Origin of the sequence: Streptosporangium sp. NPDC023615, assembly GCF_040640155.1 — a bacterium.
Taxonomy (GTDB): Bacteria; Actinomycetota; Actinomycetes; order Streptosporangiales; family Streptosporangiaceae; genus Streptosporangium.
This window is the reverse complement of record NZ_JBFABE010000039.1, coordinates 22605-40535: the sequence shown is the minus strand read 5'-3', so window position 1 is coordinate 40535 and position 17931 is coordinate 22605. Positions and strand designations below refer to the sequence as shown.

The 17931-nt window shown below is 73.5% G+C and carries 15 protein-coding genes; 11 read left to right on the top strand and 4 right to left on the bottom strand.

From position 1 onward, the window contains the following. Positions 1–69: 69 nt before the first annotated feature. Entirely contained in the window at positions 70–1050 is a 981-nt protein-coding gene (locus AB0G16_RS24575; RefSeq protein WP_362809223.1) for a helix-turn-helix domain-containing protein, read from the bottom strand. Between the two features lie 262 nt (positions 1051–1312). Here AB0G16_RS24575 and AB0G16_RS24570 point away from each other — a divergent pair, with 262 nt between their 5' ends. From AB0G16_RS24570 to AB0G16_RS24550, 5 genes are all read left to right on the top strand, one after another. Then, positions 1313–2500 carry an MFS transporter gene (locus AB0G16_RS24570; protein ID WP_362809221.1) on the top strand — a complete coding sequence of 396 codons (1188 nt, stop codon included), beginning with the start codon at positions 1313–1315 and terminating at the stop codon, positions 2498–2500. Positions 2501–2651: 151 nt separating this feature from the next. Further along, on the top strand, positions 2652–3263 hold the full coding sequence (locus AB0G16_RS24565; protein ID WP_362809218.1) for an ABC transporter ATP-binding protein: 612 nt from the start codon (positions 2652–2654) through the stop codon (positions 3261–3263). Continuing rightward, a complete protein-coding gene (locus AB0G16_RS24560) occupies positions 3260–4693 on the top strand; it encodes a DUF6297 family protein (RefSeq protein ID WP_362809215.1) in 1434 nt (477 codons plus the stop codon). The genes AB0G16_RS24565 and AB0G16_RS24560 overlap by 4 nt, the downstream gene beginning before the upstream one ends. A gap of 10 nt (positions 4694–4703) precedes the next feature. Further along, complete coding sequence (locus AB0G16_RS24555; protein WP_362809212.1) at positions 4704–5216, top strand: NUDIX domain-containing protein; 513 nt, start codon at positions 4704–4706, stop codon at positions 5214–5216. Further along, positions 5213–5695 (top strand): metallophosphoesterase family protein, encoded by a 483-nt coding sequence (locus AB0G16_RS24550; protein WP_362809209.1) that lies wholly within the window; start codon positions 5213–5215, stop codon positions 5693–5695. Before AB0G16_RS24555 ends, AB0G16_RS24550 begins: the two co-directional genes overlap by 4 nt. 27 nt (positions 5696–5722) lie before the next feature. On the opposite strand, the gene AB0G16_RS24545 is transcribed toward AB0G16_RS24550, so the two are convergent. Next, positions 5723–6553 carry a PhzF family phenazine biosynthesis protein gene (locus AB0G16_RS24545; RefSeq protein WP_362809206.1) on the bottom strand — a complete coding sequence of 277 codons (831 nt, stop codon included), beginning with the start codon at positions 6551–6553 and terminating at the stop codon, positions 5723–5725. 454 nt (positions 6554–7007) lie between these two features. On the opposite strand from AB0G16_RS24545, the gene AB0G16_RS24540 reads away from it, so the two are divergent. The 4 genes from AB0G16_RS24540 to narI are packed head-to-tail and all read left to right on the top strand — an operon-like array spanning position 7008 to position 13901. Then, on the top strand, positions 7008–10814 hold the full coding sequence (locus AB0G16_RS24540) for a nitrate reductase subunit alpha (RefSeq protein WP_362809203.1): 3807 nt from the start codon (positions 7008–7010) through the stop codon (positions 10812–10814). Next, on the top strand, positions 10814–12472 hold the full coding sequence (narH, locus tag AB0G16_RS24535; protein WP_362809200.1) for a nitrate reductase subunit beta: 1659 nt from the start codon (positions 10814–10816) through the stop codon (positions 12470–12472). Before AB0G16_RS24540 ends, narH begins: the two co-directional genes overlap by 1 nt. Further along, on the top strand, positions 12469–13176 hold the full coding sequence (gene narJ / locus AB0G16_RS24530) for a nitrate reductase molybdenum cofactor assembly chaperone (protein WP_362809197.1): 708 nt from the start codon (positions 12469–12471) through the stop codon (positions 13174–13176). Before narH ends, narJ begins: the two co-directional genes overlap by 4 nt. Continuing rightward, the gene (gene narI, locus AB0G16_RS24525; RefSeq protein WP_362809195.1) at positions 13173–13901 is read left to right on the top strand and encodes a respiratory nitrate reductase subunit gamma; all 729 of its coding nucleotides are present in this window, start codon (positions 13173–13175) and stop codon (positions 13899–13901) included. Before narJ ends, narI begins: the two co-directional genes overlap by 4 nt. A gap of 201 nt (positions 13902–14102) precedes the next feature. Here the strand turns inward: narI and AB0G16_RS24520 are convergent, their stop codons facing one another. Continuing rightward, positions 14103–15509, bottom strand: coding sequence for a hypothetical protein (locus AB0G16_RS24520; RefSeq protein ID WP_362809192.1), 1407 nt, complete (start codon positions 15507–15509; stop codon positions 14103–14105). Positions 15510–15704: 195 nt separating this feature from the next. Continuing rightward, positions 15705–15908: a hypothetical protein gene (locus AB0G16_RS24515; RefSeq protein ID WP_362809189.1), complete on the bottom strand. Its 204-nt coding sequence runs from the start codon at positions 15906–15908 to the stop codon at positions 15705–15707. Positions 15909–15970: 62 nt separating this feature from the next. Here AB0G16_RS24515 and AB0G16_RS24510 point away from each other — a divergent pair, with 62 nt between their 5' ends. Together AB0G16_RS24510 and AB0G16_RS24505 are read left to right on the top strand one after the other, a co-directional pair. Beyond that, positions 15971–16783, top strand: a complete 813-nt coding sequence (locus tag AB0G16_RS24510; RefSeq protein WP_362809186.1) for a phytanoyl-CoA dioxygenase family protein — start codon at positions 15971–15973, stop codon at positions 16781–16783. Positions 16784–16960: 177 nt separating this feature from the next. Then, positions 16961–17827 carry an AraC family transcriptional regulator gene (locus AB0G16_RS24505; protein ID WP_362809183.1) on the top strand — a complete coding sequence of 289 codons (867 nt, stop codon included), beginning with the start codon at positions 16961–16963 and terminating at the stop codon, positions 17825–17827. Positions 17828–17931 lie beyond the last annotated feature (104 nt).

Sequence of the window (17931 nt, the reverse complement as noted above, 5' to 3'; positions counted from 1 at the left end):
CCCCTCGACCGGGCTAGACGGCGCGTCCCGCCGGACGGCGGGGCCCGGCCGGGGCGGGACGGGCGCCGATCAGGGGGCCTCGGGCCGACGGGGGTGGGGCTGGGCGGCGAGCCGGTCGCCCAGGGGGCTGCGCCGGTACAGGACGTGCCGTCCGTCACGGGCCCGGGTGACCAGGCCCGTGGCGTACAGCACACGCAGGTGCTGGGAGACGGCGCTGGGGGTCACCCCCAGGCGGCGGGCGAGCTCCACCGTCGGCAGCGGTTCCGCCAGCAGGCCGAGCAGCGCCGCGCGGGGCGCGCCGAGCAGCGAGGTCAGCGCCGTCGCGTCCGGGACCGGCGCCGGACTCCACAGGGTGGCCACCGCGCGGCTGGGATAGGTCAGCAGGGGCGGCTCCTCGGGGCTGACCGGCGGCGCCGGCTTGTGGGCGAACACCGAGGGCATCAGCAGCAGTCCCCGGCCGGACGCGGCCACCCGGTGCCGGCCGATCATCTTGTCGATGTGCAGCACCCCCTCGTGCCAGCGCAGGTTCGGGTGCATGTCGGCGAACAGCAGCCGGGCGCCGCCCACGGCCAGCCGCCGCGCCCGGTAGGTCATGTCGGCCTCCAGCACCAGCCGCATCCGCGGCCACACCGGTTCGACGGCCAGCTCCCAGTAGCGCCGCAGCAGGTCGCAGGTGTCGTCGCGGAACCGGGCCGCGGAGGCGTCGTCGGCGGGGATCGGCCCCTCGATCAGCGCGGCCTCCAGGTCCCGGCGGACGATCCACGGTGGTGTGCCGCGTACCAGGGACATCGCCTCGGGCAGGGGCGCGGCGAAGGCCGCCGGCCGGGGCGTCAGGAAGTCGGGGAGGGCGAGCCTCCTTCCCACCAGGGCGACCAGCCGGTCGGCGTCACGCGGGTCGAGGCGGCCGAGGACGGAGGCGCGCCAGGGCAGGTGCAGCGCGTGCAGGCCGGGATCGCGCAGCACCCGCAGGCTGTACACCGTCTCGTTCAGGCAGGAGAGGGCGAACCGCGTGTCCGCGAGGTCCTCGACGCCGAGCTCGAAACTGATCATTAAGCTCCACGCTACATCGATTGGCGGCCCGGTCCCGCGGGCGTGGACTTCTCCGTATGGAACACCCGGATCTCGAACGTCACGCCCCGCTCGCCCCCCTCGCCCCGCTCGCCCCGCTCGCCCCCCTCGCCCCCCTCGCCGTGCTCGCCCCGCTCGCCCCGCGAGCGGCACGCTCCTCGTCGGCGGGTCACGGGGCCCGGCGCGGACCGTCCCCCCTCACGGCCGGGTCCCCGGTGCCGCCCGCGGGCCGGGAGGCGGAACCGTGCCGGTGATCTTCCTGCTGGCCCTCGCCTGCGGGGTGGCGGTCGGCAACGTCTACTTCCCCCAGGCAGTCCTCCCCTCCCTGGCCGCCGGCCTGGACGTCACCGCCCAGGCCGCGGCGCCGGTGGTGACCGCGACGCAGTTCGGGTACGCCGCCGGGATCTTCCTGCTGGTGCCGCTCGGCGACCGGCTCCCGCACCGCCGGTTGATCGTCACCCTGCTGGTCCTGACCGGGGCGGGCCTCGTGGCCGCGGGCGCGGCGCCCACGCTGGGGGCGCTGCTCGCGGCGAGCGTGCCGGTCGGCCTCACGACCGTCGTCGCGCCGATCATCGGCCCGATGGCGGCCGGGCTGGTGGGCGCGGACCGGCGCGGGGTGGTCGCCGGCACGCTGCTGAGCGGGTCGATCGGCGGCATGCTGCTCTCCCGCGCGCTCGGCGGGGCCCTGGCCGAACGGCTGGGATGGCGCGCACCGTACCTGGTGTCCGCGGGTCTGGTCCTGGGCGTCGCGTTCCTGCTGGCACGGGTACTGCCGCAGACGGTCCCGCCGTCGGCGCAGCGGTATCCGGCGCTGCTGGCCGGCTCGGCGCGCTTGCTGCGCGCCGAGCCGGAGCTGCGCCGCTCCTGCGTGTACCAGACCGCGGTCTTCGCCGCCTTCTCCGCGGTCTGGACGGCGGTCGCACTGCTGCTGAGCGGTCCGGTGTACGGCCTGGGCGCCTCGGCGGTCGGGGCACTCGCCCTGGTCAACGCGGGCACGATGGTGTGCACGCCGATCGCCGGGCGTCAGGTGGACCGCCGAGGGCCCGACGCGGTCAACCTCGTCTGCCTCGCGGGGGCGGCCGTCTCGGCGCTCGTGCTGGCGGCCGGTGGCCTCGGCGGCGCGGCGGGCCTGGCCGGGCTCGTGCTGGGGACCCTGCTGCTGGACGTCGCCATGCAGTCCGGGATGGTGGCCAACCAGGTCCGCATCTACGGCCTGCGTCCCGAGGCGCGCAGCAGGCTCAACACCGCGTACATGACGTGCGCCTACGCCGGCGGCGCCACCGGGTCGTGGCTGGGGGCGGGCGCCTACGGGCGCGCCGGCTGGCCGGGGGTGTGCGCGCTGGTGGCCCTGCTCGCGGGCCTGGCCCTCCTCCGGCACCTGGCGCACCCGGCGGTCCGGCGCGGGCGCCGCCCGAGGAGGCGAACCCCCTAGGGTGGTCACGACGACCGGGTCCGGCCGTCCCGGGGATAGGCTGCGAGGCGTCCGCCCCCATCCAGAAGATCGGAAATCGATGTCCCGGGCTGCCCGAACCCCCCGGCCCGGAACCGGCGACGACCGGGTGCCGGTGGTGACGGCCGAAGGCGTGTGCGTCACATTCGGCGGTCTCACGGTCCTCGACCGTTTCGACCTCAGGGTGGACCAGGGCGAGGTCGTCGCGCTGACGGGCGTGAACGGCGCCGGGAAGTCGACCCTGCTGCGCTGCCTCGCCGGTCTCGAACGGGTGGAGCGGGGGGAGATCCTGGTCCTCGGAGCCCCGCCGAGGGACGACGAGACGTTCTGGCGCGACGTCGGCCTGATCACCGACGAGCAGGCGTGGTACCCGTGGCTCACGGTCCGTGAGCATCTGGAGCTGGTCAGGAGGATCCACGCGCCGGTCGGGGACTCGTGCCCGGAGCCGGAGGCGCTGCTCGAGACCTTCGGCCTGTCCGACCGGGCCGACGTCGCCCCGATCACGCTCTCGACCGGCCAGCGGCAACGGCTGTCACTGGCCGCGATGCTGGCCAGGCCGAGTCGTCTCCTCCTGCTCGACGAGCCCGAGCAGGGTCTGGACCAGACCTTCCGCGGCAGCCTCGGCGCCCTGCTCGCGAAGTACGCCGGGGACGGGGGCACCCTCGTGATGGCGACGCACGACGCGCGGCTCGCCGAGTCCGCGGGGGCCCGCGTGGTCACGCTCCACGGCGCGGGGCCCACGTGACGACGGTCGCCCGGCTCACCCGGCGTCGCCGGTCGACGGCCCGGGAGCCGGGGTGGCAGCGAGCGTACTACCGGCTGATCACCCTGGGGCTCGTCGCCGCGATCGGCGTCCCCCAGCTCGTCCGGTTCTCCTCCTGGCTCTTCGGCGGGGCGGGGCTGGACAGCGCCGCGCTGGGCCCGGCCCTCCTCCTGACCCTTCTGTCCGGCCTCCTCATGCTCCTGGCCTGGACGGGACCGGTGGTGTCGTCGCCGGCCGACGTGCGCTGGCTGGTCCTCTCCCCGCTGAACCGGCGCCGGGTGCTCACCCGTAACGCCTCCGTGCTCCTGGCGTCCTCGGCCGTCGCCGGACTGGTCCTGGGCTGCCTGGGGGCGGCCGTGTCCGGCGGGGGCCGGGACGTGATCGCCCACGTGTCCCTGGGCGTCTCCGTCACGGTCGCCGCGGGTGCGACGGGGGTGCTGCTCCAGACCGCCGAGGCGAGGCGCGACTGGCTCCGGTTCACCGCGGTCCTCCTGCTCGTGGCGGCGGGGGCGCTCGTCCTGCTGCGCCCGCCCCTCCCCGATCCGCCCCTCGTCCCGGCGGCGTTCTCGGCCCCGGTGGTCGCGGCCCTCCTGACGTGGAGGGCATGGCGGGCGCTGGCGGGCTTCCCCTCACGCGCCCTGCTGGACGCCTCGGCCCGGATGGGCACGCTGGTCGCCTCCTCCTACAACCTCGAACCGACCGCGTTGACGTCGATCGCCGAGGAACGGTTCTGGCGGTCCAGGCGGCTGCGTTCACGTCCCTGGCCCGTCACCGGCCGGGCCGCGATGGTGCTGTCGGACGCGCGCATGCTGAGCCGCCGTCCGGGCCGGCTCGCCGTCCTGACCGTCCTGGCCGCGCTGCCCGTCCTGGTCCGCTCCGCAGGGGGGACGACGGGCCTGGCGGTGGCCGTGCTCCTCTGCGGGGGCCTGGCCGCCGCGACGACCGCGGCCGCCGGGGCGCGCTGGGACGCCCAGCACCCCGAGCTGGCCCGCCTGTTCACCATGGGAGGGTCCGCCACCAGGGTCGTGATGCCCGCCGTCCTCGCGCTCCTGTGGACCGGCCTGGCCCTGGCCCTGCTGGTCGTGGCGGGCTTCCTGCCCGCCTGGAGCTGCCTGTTCGCTCCGGCGGCGGCCCCCGGTCTCGCCGCGGGAGCCCTGCGCATGGCACGGCGAGGCCCGATCGACCATTCGATCCCCGTCGTCGATCTCGGCATGGGCGGGCTCCCCCTCGGCCCCGTGCTGTGGGCGACGGCCGGGGTGGACGTCGCGGTTCTCGGCAACGTGCCGCTGCTGCTCGCCGTGACACCGGCCTCGCTGGCGATCCAGGCGCTCCTCGGCGCCGCCCTGCTCGGCGTCTGCGTTCGTCGCCGGCGTATGAGCCGTCGGGTCCCGCGACAGCCGGTCCTGGTCTAGTCTCACCGTGGTGACGACCAAGAACTCCCACTGTTCCTTCTGCGGCGCCGCGTTCGCCCCCGGCCAGGCCTGGCCGCGCACCTGCCCCGGCTGCGGCAACACCTCCTACCTCAACCCGTTGCCGGTCGCGGTGATGGTGCTGCCCGTGGACGACGGCCTGCTGGTGATCCGGCGCGCCGTCGAACCGCACCGGGGCGGGCTGGCCCTGCCCGGCGGCTTCGTCGACATGGGCGAGTCCTGGCAGCAGGCGGCCGTGCGGGAGCTGCGCGAGGAGACCGGGATCGACGTCGACGTGGACGAGGTACGGCTCCTCGACGTTCTCAGCGCCCCCGACGGCACCGTGCTGGTCTTCGCCCGGGGCCCGCGCACCGACGCGGCCTGTCTCCCGCCGGTCGCGGCCACCTCGGAGACCTCGGAGTGGCTGGTGATCGACGGCCCCCGGGAGCTGGCGTTCCCGCTGCACACGCGTGTCGTGGAGACGTTCTTCGACCGGGAACGGGCCGGTGGGAGCATGGGCGCATGAACGTGGTCGTGCTCTCCGACACCCACGCGCCCCGGCGGTGGAAGTCGTGCCCGCCCGCCGTGGCCGAGCACCTGCGGAGCGCGGACGCGATCCTGCACGCGGGGGACGTCTGCGTCGCCGGGGTCATCGACGAGCTCGCCTCCTACGCCCCGGTCCACGTGGTCAAGGGCAACAACGACGGACCGGACGTGGTGGCGCCGGAGACCCTGGAGCTGGATCTCGGCGGCCTGCGGGTGGCGATGATCCACGACAGCGGGACGGCGCAGGGGCGGCTCGCCCGGATGCGGCGCAGATTCCCCTCGGCCGACCTGGTGGTGTTCGGGCACTCCCACATCCCCATGGACCAGGCGGCGGACGGTCTGCGGATCTTCAATCCCGGGTCGCCCACCGACCGCCGCCGCCAGCCGCACGGCACCCTGGGCACACTGCGCGTCGAGGACGGCCGCCTCGTCGAGGCGAGGATCGTCCCCGTCACCTGACGGAGGTCCCCGGACCGGGCCGGGGACCTACAGCTCGACCTCGCCCGTGACGCAGGTGATCGTGCCACCGCCGACCCAGATCGTCCCGTCGGGATCGCGGGAGACGTGGACCCGCCCGGCGCGCCCGAGCACGGTCCCCTGACCCGCCACGTAGGGCGCCTCGGCCCGGCCGGTGCGCAGCAGCCACTGGGCGAGCGAGGCGTTCAGGCTGCCCGTCACCGGGTCCTCGGCCGTGACCCCGTCCTTGGGGAAGAACGCCCGCACCTCGAACGCCTCGGGCGACCCGGGCGGGTAGGGGCCCACCACGCCCACGTCCAGGTCGACGACCCCGGGCCGCAGCGCGAGCACCTCGTCCGCGCTCGCCAGCAGGACGGCCACCCAGCCGGGCCCGTTGTCGGCCCACTCGGCGTCCAGGACGTCGGCGCGGCCGATGCCGAGCGAGCGCGCGACGCGCTCGACGACCTCCTCCTCGACCGGCCCGGAACGCAGCAGCGGCGGGGCGGCGAAGGCCGCCCCCTCCCCGGTCGGGCGCACCGGGACCAGGCCTAGCCCGCACTCCTGGACGATCACGCCGGATCTCGCGGGCGTCCCGCCCGACGACAGCCAGGCATGGCAGGTGCCCAGCGTCGGATGCCCGGCGAAGGGCAGCTCCAGGCCCGGGGTGAAGATCCGCACCCGGTAGTCCGCGCCGGGCGCCTCCGGCGGCAGGACGAAGGTGGTCTCCGACAGGTTCGTCCAGCGCGCGAACTCGAGCATCTCCTCCGGGCTCAGCCCCTCCGCGTCGAGCACGACGGCGACGGGGTTGCCCCGGTAGGGGACGGCGGTGAAGACATCGACCTGCTGGAAGCGGCGTCGCATGCGATCAAGTATGCCGAGTCCTCCGCGTCGCCCGTGAGCCGCCCGCGCGTCACCCGCGAGGTCCCGCCGCCCGTGAGCCGCCCGTGCGTCACCCGCGAGGTCCGCGGCCCCCGGCCCCGGACCGGCACCGTGAGCGACATCGTCCCACCGTGGGTAGTCAAGGCTCGTCCTCGCGTCGTGCCGTCCGTCCCGGTGAGGTCTTCGGGCCCTTGGGCCGCCTCCACGGGACCAAAGGCCCTAAAGGCATATACGGCCCCTCGCAAGGATGAGAACGGAACATCCGCTACCGGCACATCGACACGGACACCAAGGGCACCACGGGCACCACGGGCACCACGGGCACCCCGGCCACCCGCACCCACCGGCCGCACCGGGCCCCTTCCGACCCGGGGGCGCCGCATCGCACACGGGCCTTCGAGGGCGCCCGGTCCGTGACGAGAACGAGGGAGAACACATGACGGGCATGGACGGTCCGGCCGGCGACGCCCTGTTGCGACTGGGACGGCATCTGCGTCCCGGCAGGGTCTCCGACGATCTTCGGACGCTGCACCAGATCGGTGGCCGGCAGGGGGACGCCTTCTACCGGGACCGGTGGAGTCACGACAAGGTGGTGCGCTCCACCCACGGGGTGAACTGCACCGGATCGTGCTCCTGGAAGGTCTACGTCAAGGACGGGATCATCACCTGGGAGGCGCAGCAGACCGACTACCCGAGCGTGGGACCGGACCGGCCGGAGTACGAGCCGCGCGGCTGCCCGCGCGGGGCGGCGTTCTCCTGGTACACCTACTCCCCCACCCGGGTGCGCCACCCCTACGCCCGCGGCGTGCTGGTGGAGATGTACCGGGAGGCCAGGGCGCGCCTGGGCGACCCGGTCGCGGCGTGGGCCGAGGTGACCTCCGACCCCGAGCGGCGGCGCCGCTACCAGTCGGCCCGCGGCAAGGGCGGGCTGGTGCGGGTCACGTGGGAGGAGGCCACCGAGATGATCGCGGCCGCGCACGTGCACACGATCAAGGAGTACGGACCTGACCGGATCGCCGGGTTCTCCCCGATCCCGGCCATGTCGATGGTCTCCCACGCCTCCGGCGCCCGGTTCGTGTCACTGCTCGGCGGGACCATGCTCTCGTTCTACGACTGGTACGCCGACCTGCCGGTGGCCTCCCCGCAGGTGTTCGGCGACCAGACCGACGTGCCGGAGTCGGCCGACTGGTGGGACGCGGCCTACCTGATGCTGTGGGGGTCGAACGTGCCGGTGACCCGCACGCCGGACGCGCACTACATGACCGAGGCCCGCTACCGGGGGCAGAAGGTCGTCGTGGTCAGCCCCGACTACAGCGACGCGGCCAAGTTCGCCGACGAGTGGCTGGCCCCGCACCCGGGCACCGACGGCGCGCTGGCCATGGCGATGGGGCACGTGGTCCTGAAGGAGTTCTTCGTCGACCGGCAGGTGCCGTACTTCGTGGACTACGTCAAGCGCCACAGCGACCTGCCGTTCCTGGTGACGCTGGAGCGGCGCGGCGACCGCGACGGCGCCGGCCGCGAAGCGGACGCCGGGAACACCGGGAACACCGGGAGCACCGGGGACGCCGGGGACGCCGGGGACGCCGGGGACGCCGCCGGCCGCGAGGAGGGCGGCGGTTACGTACCGGCCAGGTTCCTGACCGCCGCCGACCTGACCGCCGCCGACCTGAGCGGCGGCACGGGCGGCGACACCGAGGCGGCGTTCAAGACGGTGCTCGTCGACGCCGTCACCGGCGCCCCGGCGGTGCCCAACGGCTCGCTGGGGTTCCGCTACGCCGAGGCGGGCGAGGGCCGCTGGAACCTCGACCTGGGCGACGTCGACCCGCTGCTCTCGCTGCACGGCGGGCCGACCGTGACGGTCCTGCTGCCCCGCTTCGACCAGGCGGGCGGCCCCGGCGTGCTGCGGCGCGAGGTCCCGGTGCGCGAGGTCGCGGGCCGGCTGGTGACCACGGTCTTCGACCTCATGCTCGCCCAGTACGGCGTGACCCGCCCGGCGCCCGGCGCCTCCGGCGACGCCGCCCCCGGGTACGGCGACGCCGGCGCCCCGTACACCCCGGCCTGGCAGGAGGCGATCACCGGCGTGCCGGCCGCGAAGGCGATCAGGATCGCCCGCGAGTTCGCCCGCAACGCCGAGGAGTCCCGCGGCCGGTCCATGATCATCATGGGTGCGGGGACCAACCACTGGTTCCACTCCGACACGATCTACCGCTCGTTCCTTGCGCTGACCACGCTCACCGGCTGCCAGGGCGTCAACGGCGGCGGCTGGGCGCACTACGTCGGCCAGGAGAAGTGCCGGCCGGTCACCGGCTGGGCGCAGATGGCCTTCGGCCTGGACTGGTCGCGCCCGCCCCGGCAGATGATCGGCACCGCCTACTGGTACCTGCACACCGGGCAGTGGCGCTACGACACCTACTCCGCCGACACGGTCTCCTCCCCGCTGGGCGGCGGGGCGTTCGCCGGGAAGGCCACCGCGGACCTGCTCTCGCAGTCGGCGCGGCTGGGCTGGATGCCGTCGTACCCGACGTTCGACCGCAACCCGCTGGACCTGGCCGACGAGGTCGCCGCCTCCGGCCAGACGCCCGGCGACCACGTCGCGGCCAAGGTGGCCTCGGGCGAGCTCGGCTTCGCCTGCGAGGACCCCGACGCGCCGGGCAACTGGCCGCGGGTGCTCACCGTGTGGCGGGCCAACCTGCTGGGCTCCTCGGCCAAGGGCAACGAGTACTTCCTGCGGCACCTGCTGGGCACCGACTCCTCGGTCCGGGCGGCCGAGGCCGCGCCCGAGCAGCGTCCCCAGGACGTCACCTGGCACGAGGAGACGCCGCGCGGCAAGCTCGACCTGCTGCTCTCGCTGGACTTCAGGATGACCTCCACCACGCTGTTCTCCGACATCGTGCTCCCGGCCGCCACCTGGTACGAGAAGCACGACCTGTCCTCGACGGACATGCACCCGTTCGTGCACGCCTTCAGCCCGGCGATCGACCCGCCCTGGCAGACCAGGACCGACTTCGCCGCCTTCTCGGCCATCGCCCGGTCCTTCAGCGCGCTGGCCGCCTCCCACCTGGGCACCCGCACCGACCTGGTCGCGGTGCCGCTGCTGCACGACACCCCCGACGAGCTCGCCACCCCCCACGGCCACGTCCGCGACTGGCGCCGGACCGGCGAGACGCCCGTGCCCGGCCGGAACTTCCCGAAGATCGTGACGGTCGAGCGGGACTACGGGGCGATCGCCGACAAGATGGCCGCACTCGGCCCGCTGGCCGAGGAACTCGGCGCCACCACCAAGGGCATCACCTACCGGATCACCGACGAGGTCGCCCGGCTCGGCCGGACCAACGGCCTGGTGCGCGGCGGCGTGGCCGACGGCAGACCCTCCCTGGCCCGCGACACCGACATGTGCGAGACGATCCTGGCGCTGTCCGGCACCACCAACGGCCATCTGGCCGCGCAGGGGTTCGCCACGCTGGGCCGTCGCACCGGGACCTCCTTCGACGGCCTGGCCGACGAGCACAAGCGGATCACCTTCGCCGACACCCAGGCCAGGCCGGTACCGGTGACGACCTCGCCGGAGTGGTCGGGCAGCGAGACCGGCGGGCGCCGGTACTCGGCGTTCACCGTCAACGTCGAGCACCGCAAACCCTGGCACACCCTCACCGGCCGCCAGCACTTCTTCCTCGACCACGACTGGATCCACGAGGCCGGCGAGGCGCTGCCGGTCTACCGCCCGCCGCTGAACATGACCGTGTTGTTCGGCGAGCCGGGCGTCGGCGAGAGCGAGGGCCCCGAGCACGGGATCACCGTGCGCTACCTGACCCCGCACTCCAAGTGGTCCATCCACTCCGAGTACCAGGACAACCTGCTGATGCTCACCCTGTCGCGGGGCGGGCCGAACATCTGGATGAGCCCGGCCGACGCCGAGCGGGCCGGCATCCGCGACAACGACTGGGTGGAGGCGGTCAACCGCAACGGCGTCGTGGTGGCCCGGGCCGTGGTCTCGCACCGCATGCCCACCGGGACCGTGTACATGTACCACGCCCAGGAACGGGTGGTGGACGTGCCCAGGAGCGAGACCTCGGGCAGGCGCGGCGGGATCCACAACTCCCTGACCCGCCTGCTGATCAAGCCCACCCACCTGATCGGCGGCTACGCCCAGCTGTCGTTCGCCTTCAACTATCTGGGCCCGACCGGTAACCAGCGTGACGAGGTCACCGTGATCCGCCGCCGCAGCCAGGAGGTCGACTACTGATGCGCGTCATGGCACAGCTCGCCATGGTGATGAACCTGGACAAGTGCATCGGCTGCCACACCTGTTCGGTCACCTGCAAGCAGGCGTGGACCAACCGGGCCGGCACCGAGTACGTGTGGTTCAACAACGTCGAGACCCGCCCCGGGCAGGGCTACCCCCGCACCTACCAGGACCAGGAGCGCTGGAAGGGCGGCTGGGAGCGGACCCGGGGAGGGCGGCTGCGGCCGCGGGCCGGCGGGCGGCTGAAGAAGCTCCTGTCGATCTTCGCGAACCCGCTGATGCCGTCGATCCAGGACTACTACGAGCCCTGGACCTACGACTACGACCGGCTGTTCTCCGCGCCCATGCAGGACGACACCCCGGTCGCCCGTCCCCGGTCGCTCGTCACCGGCGAGCCGACGAAGATCAGCTGGAGCGCGAACTGGGACGACAACCTGGCCGGGGGCCCGGAGCTGGCGCCCTCCGACCCGGTGCTGCGCAAGCTGTCGGACCAGGTGAGGCTGGAGTTCGAGCAGGCGTTCATGTTCTACCTGCCGCGCATCTGCGAGCACTGCCTGAACCCCTCGTGCGTGGCCTCCTGCCCGTCGGGCGCGATGTACAAGCGCTCCGAGGACGGCATCGTCCTGGTCGACCAGGACCGCTGCCGGGGCTGGCGGATGTGCGTGACCGGCTGCCCGTACAAGAAGGTGTACTTCAACCACCGCACCGGCAAGGCCGAGAAGTGCACGTTCTGCTACCCGCGCGTCGAGGTGGGCATCCCCACGGTCTGCTCGGAGACGTGCGTGGGCCGGCTGCGCTACATCGGGATCGTCCTCTACGACGCCGACCGGGTGGGCGAGGCCGCCGCCGTCGCCGACGAGAAGGCGCTGTACGAGGCGCAGAGGAGCGTGATGCTCGACCCGCACGACCCGGCGGTGATCGACGCGGCCCGTGCCGGGGGCATCCCCGAGGACTGGCTGGAGGCCGCGCGGCGCTCCCCCGTGCACAAGCTGATCTTCGAGTTCGGGCTGGCGCTGCCGCTGCACCCGGAGTACCGCACCATGCCCATGGTCTGGTACATCCCGCCGCTCTCGCCGGTCGTCGACGTGCTGTCGGGCACCGGCCACGACGGCGAGGACGCCGGGAACCTGTTCGGCGCGATCGACGCGCTGCGCATTCCCATCGGCTACCTGGCCGAGCTGTTCACCGCCGGTGACCCCGCGCCGGTGCGTGGGGTACTGCGCCGCCTGGCGGCGATGCGCTCGTACATGCGCCGGATCAACCTGGGCCAGGAGCGCGACGAGTCGATCGCGGAGGCGGTGGGCCTGACCGGGGAGGCGGTCGAGCGGATGCACCGGCTGCTGGCCATCGCCGCCTACGACGAGCGCTACGTCATCCCCAAGGCGCACGCCGAGCAGGGCGCGCGGCTGGAGGAGTCGATGACCGGGTGCAGCCTCGACTACGAGGGCGGCCCCGGCATGGGCGGCCCGTTCGGCGAGGCCTCCGGGTTGCCCGCCCCGGTGTCGGTGGAGAACTTCCACGCGCTCAAGGAACGCCAGCAGGGCGAGGACGTCACCGGCGCGGGCGAGCTGCGCGGCCGGGTCAACCTCCTCAACTGGGACGGCAAGGGAACGCCGGACGGCCTGTTCCCCAAGGGGAACGGAGAGAAGCGCTCATGACGATCCTCAGCAGGTCCGGCAGGTCCCGCAGGGCCGGTGAACCGGGCGGAACCGAGGTACCCGACGGAACCGCCCGGCTCGGCAGGCTTCACGAGGACGCGCTGCGCACCGCCCACCTGGTGGCCTCGGTGCTGCTCGGCTACCCCGACGACCGCCTCCACGACGAGCGGCCGCTCCTGGCCGGGGCGGTGGAGGCGCTCCCGGCCGGGGAGGTCCGCGACCGGCTGTCGGCCTTCCTGGCCCACCTCGCCGCCACGGCGCCGGTCGAGCTGCGGGCACACTACGTGGCCACGTTCGACCTCAAGCGGCGCTGCTGCCTCTACCTCACGTACTACGCCTACGGTGACACCCGCAAGCGCGGCGCCGCCCTGCTGCGGTTCAAGCACGCCTTCCGCGAGGCCGGGTTCGAACTCGCCGACGGGGAGCTGCCCGACCACCTGGCGGTGGTGTGCGAGCTGTCGGCGCGCGGGGCCGTCCGGCAGGCCAGGCGCCTGCTGCAGGAGAGCCGCGCCGGCCTGGAGGTGCTGCTCAAGGCCCTGGAGGCCGAGGGGTCCCCGTACGCCGACCCGGTGGCCGCGGTGCTGGCCACGCTGCCCGCGGTGAGCGCGCGGGAACGACAGGCCGCGCTGCGACTGGCGGCCCAGGGGCCGCCGGCCGAGGAGGTCGGCCTCGAACCCTTCACCGTCTCGGGAGGAAACCGGTGAACGCGCTGGACGTACTGCTCTGGGTGGTGGCGCCGTACGTGGCCCTCACCGTGTTCGTGCTCGGCCACGCCTGGCGCTACCGCTACGACAAGTTCGGCTGGACCACCCGGTCGTCGCAGATGTACGAGTCGCGGCTGCTGCGCATCGGCAGCCCGCTGTTCCACTTCGGCATCCTGGTCGTGATCCTCGGCCACGTGGGCGGGCTCCTCGTCCCCAAGGCGTGGACCGAGGCGGCCGGGATCGGCGAGGGCGTCTACCACGTCGTGGCCGTCGTGCTCGGCACCGTCGCGGGCGTCGCGACCCTGGGCGGCATCGCCATCCTGATCTACCGGCGCCGCACCGTCGGCCCGGTGTTCACCGCGACCACCCGCAACGACAAGCTCATGTACGCCTCCCTGACCGTCACCCTGGTGCTGGGCCTGGCGGCCACGGTGGTGGCCAACATCGTCGGCGGCGGCTACGACTACCGCACCACGATCTCCCCCTGGTTCCGGTCGATCTTCTATTTCAGCCCGGACCCGTCGCTGATGGCCGGGGCGCCGATCCTGTTCCGGCTGCACGCCCTCAGCGCGCTGGCGCTGTTCGCGCTCTGGCCGTTCACCCGGCTGGTGCACATGCTCACCGCCCCGGTCGGGTACGTCACCCGCCCCTACATCGTCTACCGCAGCCGGGACGAGGTGCGGGCCGGCTCCCGCGTCCCGCGACGCGGATGGGAACATTCCTGAGCCACCCGGCGCGCACGGCGGGCACCGTCCTGCTGCGCCGGTCCTGAACTCCGCGTCTCTCCCCGGTGGCACCGACCGGGTGACACGGCGAAGGACCCGGCTCCATGACCCGGAACCGGGTCTTTCGTCCTGTGGGGTGTTCACGAGCCGGATCGATCGGTGGTGGTGGACGTGATCCGGCCGGTCGCCCGCGGGGATCGGTCACCAGGTGAGTCCGCCGACGTAGGTCTCGCCCCGCCAGACGACCCTGTGCGGGAAGGCGCCGGTGGCCGTCGGAGCAAGATCGACGCGGAGCAGTTCGTGGTCCTTGCCCCCGCACGGCCGGTTGCCGGCCACCGAATCGTTCTCGTTGTTCTTGCCGACCAGGAGATGCCGACCCGATCGGTCCAGCGCCATCGACACGATCTCGCCGCAGCTCAGGGTGAGTACCGTGGTCACCTTCCGGGCCCCGTCGTAGAGGATCAGCTCGGACGGCTGCTCGTAGCTGCCCTGGCGCACCCGCAGGGTCCGGCCGTCCGGCAGGGGGTGGGGGAGGGTGTGGCTGCCGTTGTCGCGGGGCGCCCGGACGAGCGTCACCGCGGACGACGGATCCGACGCGGGCATCCGCTCCGACGCGGGCCTCCGCACGTCGAGGGCACCTTCCCAGGCCTTGACCGACTTCGGCTTCGGCGGGTACGTGACCCCGGTGAAGTGGAGGTCGTCGGGCAGAACCAGGGCGTGGGCGTCCCTCCAGTAGAACCCGTACGCGGCCGCCCGCCATTCGACGTCGGGGCCGAGGACGCCGACGTAGGAGGTCTGCTCGTGATCGCGGTCCTCGGTCCGGCGGTGGTAGGCGACACGGCCCTCGGGCGACAGCACGATCCGGTCGACGTTCCCCTTCAGCCTGCCCGACAGCGCCCGGCCCAGCTTCGCCTGGCCGTCGGCGTCCACCGTCAGGCGGTGGATGCGTGAGACGAAGCCGCGCGGCGACCAGGAGTCCTGGCCCCGCCGCAAGGTCACGCTCACCACGTACTCACCCGGCTCGCGGGTGGCGGCCACCGCGTTGATCGGGGTGATGCGCCTGCCGAGGTAGGGCATGTACTCGTGGGCGATGCGGCCCGTGTCCAGGTTCACCGTCTCCAGGTAGCCCATGGCGAGCAGCGCGTACCGGGGAGTGCCGTCATCCGCGACCGGCGGTGCCGCCAGTCGCTCGGGCAGGATCCGCGCGGCCTGCACGAGGAGCACGATCACCCCGAGCGCCGCGACCAGGCGCAGCACGGAGCCCCGGTCCGGGCGCACGCGCGTCCCGGCGGCGCCCGCGAACAGGATCATCGTCAGTGGCGAGACCACCCAGGCCACGACCACCGGCAGGACGCGGAACGGCTCCGGGTCCGGCAGGCAGCCGGGCGGCGGCTCCGCGGACGGCCTGAGCATCTCCGTGGCGACCGCCAGCACCTCGGGCAACGCGACGATCCCGAACCCGGCGACCGCGGCCATCAGGTGGACCCGGGCATGGTCGCGCCTGGCCACGAACAGGGCGATCATCGCCAGGAGGAACGGCCCCGCCGGGTACAGCACGTCCCCGGCCATCTCGGCCACCTCCGCGGCTGTGCGGCGGACGGGACCCACCGGGTGCAGGGTCGGCGGCCCGACACACGTGACGTACCGCGAGGGTGTCACCACCCCCCGGATGATCTCCCATAACGCGTACGAGGCCGCCAGCCACCACCAGAACACCGGATGACGCCGCCGCGGCCCGAGAGTAGACACGGAGAGCACAGCGGCCCACCCTTTCCGCCTGATCACCTCGAATGATCAAGAACCCTACCGGTACGGGCAGGTACCGCGTACGGGGCGCGGCAGCCGGTCGCCCGACGTGGCCGTCGCCCCCTCGGCGAAGGTCACGTAGAGGACGCCGAGCACACCGCCCGGTCGTTCCCGGCGCTCGCCGGCCGAGAAGCCCTCGCGCGCCCGGCCGTCGGGCTTCGGTCTGCCAGGCCGCGGGGCGGGGAGGGGTTCGGTGAACACCCGACAAAGGCGGTGCGGGAAGTGTCGGGCGGCCGGGGCCCGTGCCGCCGCACGATGGGGGCATGGACGACACGACCTTGGTATCCCACTTTCTCCGCGACGGCTTCGTGAAGCTGGAGGGCGCCGTCGCGCCGCGCGTGGCCGCGGACTGCGCGCGGCTGCTGTGGCGGGAGACGGGTTGCGACCCGGACGACCCGGAGACGTGGACGAAGCCCGTGCACTGGGTGCCCGGCCTGGCGCAGGGGCCGTTCGCCGCCGCACCCAACTCCCCGTTCCTGCACCGCGCGTACGACCTGCTCGTCGGCGCGGGACGCTGGGAGCCGCGCTACTCGCTGGGCACGTTCCCGCTGCGCTTCCCGCACGAGGAGGAGCCGGACGACGCGGGCTGGCACATCGAGGGGAGCTATCTGCCGGAGGGCGAGAGCTGGTACTTCACGAATCTGCGCTCCCGGGGCCGGGCGCTGCTGATGCTCTTCCTGTTCAGCGAGGTCGGCGAGGAGGACGCCCCGACGCGGATCCGGGTCGGCTCACACCTCGACGTGCCGAAGGTGCTGGAGAAGTACGGCGAGGACGGGGCGAGCGGGCTGGTGCTCGCGCCCGATCTGGTGGCGGCGTCCGACCACCGGCCGGTCGCCCTCGCCACCGGGTCCCCGGGCGACGTCTTCCTGTGCCATCCGTTCCTGGTCCACGCGGCGCAACCGCACCACGGGGCGCGGCCGCGCTTCATGGCCCAGCCGCCGCTGATGCCGGCCGCGCCGTACGAGCTGGAACGGGCCGACGGCGCGTACTCCCCCGTGGAGATCGCGATCCGCCGGGGCCTGGGACAGCACACCCCCGGCCCGGACGGGGACGGCACCGACCACGGCGCCGGGTAGACACACCTCCCCCGTTGCCGGGTCCGGACGGAGAACCGGTGCCCGGCAGCGGCACGTCCGCCACCGGGCACCCGCTCCGGCGGACGCCCCCTCCCCTCACGGCATGATCACCCGACCGGGAGAACGGTTCCGGTCGTGGCACTAGCGTGGTGGTCGCCGTGAGGAAGGGGACCGGGCATGCTGGAGCGGCTGAACCAGGCCATGGAGCACATCGAGCGCCATCTCGACCAGACCGTCGAGGTGGAGGAGCTGGCACGCATCGCGGCCACCTCGGAGTACCACCTGCGCCGGATGTTCTCCGCCCTCGCGGGCATACCGCTGTCGGAGTACATCCGGCGCCGCCGGCTCACCCTCGCGGGCGCCGAGGTCCTCGCCGGGCGGGAGACCCTGCTGGAGATCGCGGTGCGCCACGGCTACGGCTCCGGCGAGGCGTTCGCGCGGGCGTTCCGTGCCATGCACGGCATCGGGCCGGGCGAGGCCCGGCGTACCGGCGCCGCGCTCAACTCCCAGTCCCGGCTGACCTTCCGCCTCACCGTCGAGGGGAGCAGCAGTATGCGCTACCGCCTCGTGGACAAGGCCGCCTTCACCGTCGTCGGGCTCAGGACCCGGATACCGCTGGTGCACGCGGGGCCGAACCAGGCGATCATCGACTTTGTCCGCGGCATCGACCCGCGGGCCCTGGAGCGCCTGGAGAAGCTGTCGGACCAGGAGCCGCACGGCATCGTCGCGGTCTGCGACGACCTGGACCCCGGCCGCGCCGAGGGCACCGAGCTCGACTACCACCAGGGCGTGATCACCTCCATGGCCGCTCCCGAGGGCACGAGCACGCTGGCAGTCCCGGCCGGCACCTGGGCGGTGTTCACCGTCTCCGGGCCGGTGCCGCGGGCCATCCAGGAGTTGTGGCGGGACGTGTTCACCGAGTGGTTCCCGTCGAACCCGTACCGCACCCGCATCGGCCCCGAGATCCTGCGCGTCCGCCTGTCGCCGGACAAGACCGAGGCCGACGCCGAACTGTGGCTCCCGGTGGAGCCCGAACACGGCTGAACACGGCTGAACACGGCCGAGCACGGCGGCAGGCCCCCGGGACAGGCCCGCCACCCCGCCGACCCCGGCGCCGTTCGAAGGGCACCGTCAGGTAGAACTGCGTC

Coding starts and splice junctions, on each gene's coding strand:
- AB0G16_RS24575 (WP_362809223.1), bottom strand. CDS start 1,050: ATGATCAGTTTCGAGCTCGGCGTCGAGGACCTCGCGGACACGCGGTTC.
- AB0G16_RS24550 (WP_362809209.1), top strand. CDS start 5,213: ATGAACGTGGTCGTGCTCTCCGACACCCACGCGCCCCGGCGGTGGAAG.
- AB0G16_RS24545 (WP_362809206.1), bottom strand. CDS start 6,553: ATGCGACGCCGCTTCCAGCAGGTCGATGTCTTCACCGCCGTCCCCTAC.
- AB0G16_RS24540 (WP_362809203.1), top strand. CDS start 7,008: ATGACGGGCATGGACGGTCCGGCCGGCGACGCCCTGTTGCGACTGGGA.
- narH (WP_362809200.1), top strand. CDS start 10,814: ATGCGCGTCATGGCACAGCTCGCCATGGTGATGAACCTGGACAAGTGC.
- narJ (WP_362809197.1), top strand. CDS start 12,469: ATGACGATCCTCAGCAGGTCCGGCAGGTCCCGCAGGGCCGGTGAACCG.
- AB0G16_RS24510 (WP_362809186.1), top strand. CDS start 15,971: ATGGACGACACGACCTTGGTATCCCACTTTCTCCGCGACGGCTTCGTG.
- AB0G16_RS24505 (WP_362809183.1), top strand. CDS start 16,961: ATGCTGGAGCGGCTGAACCAGGCCATGGAGCACATCGAGCGCCATCTC.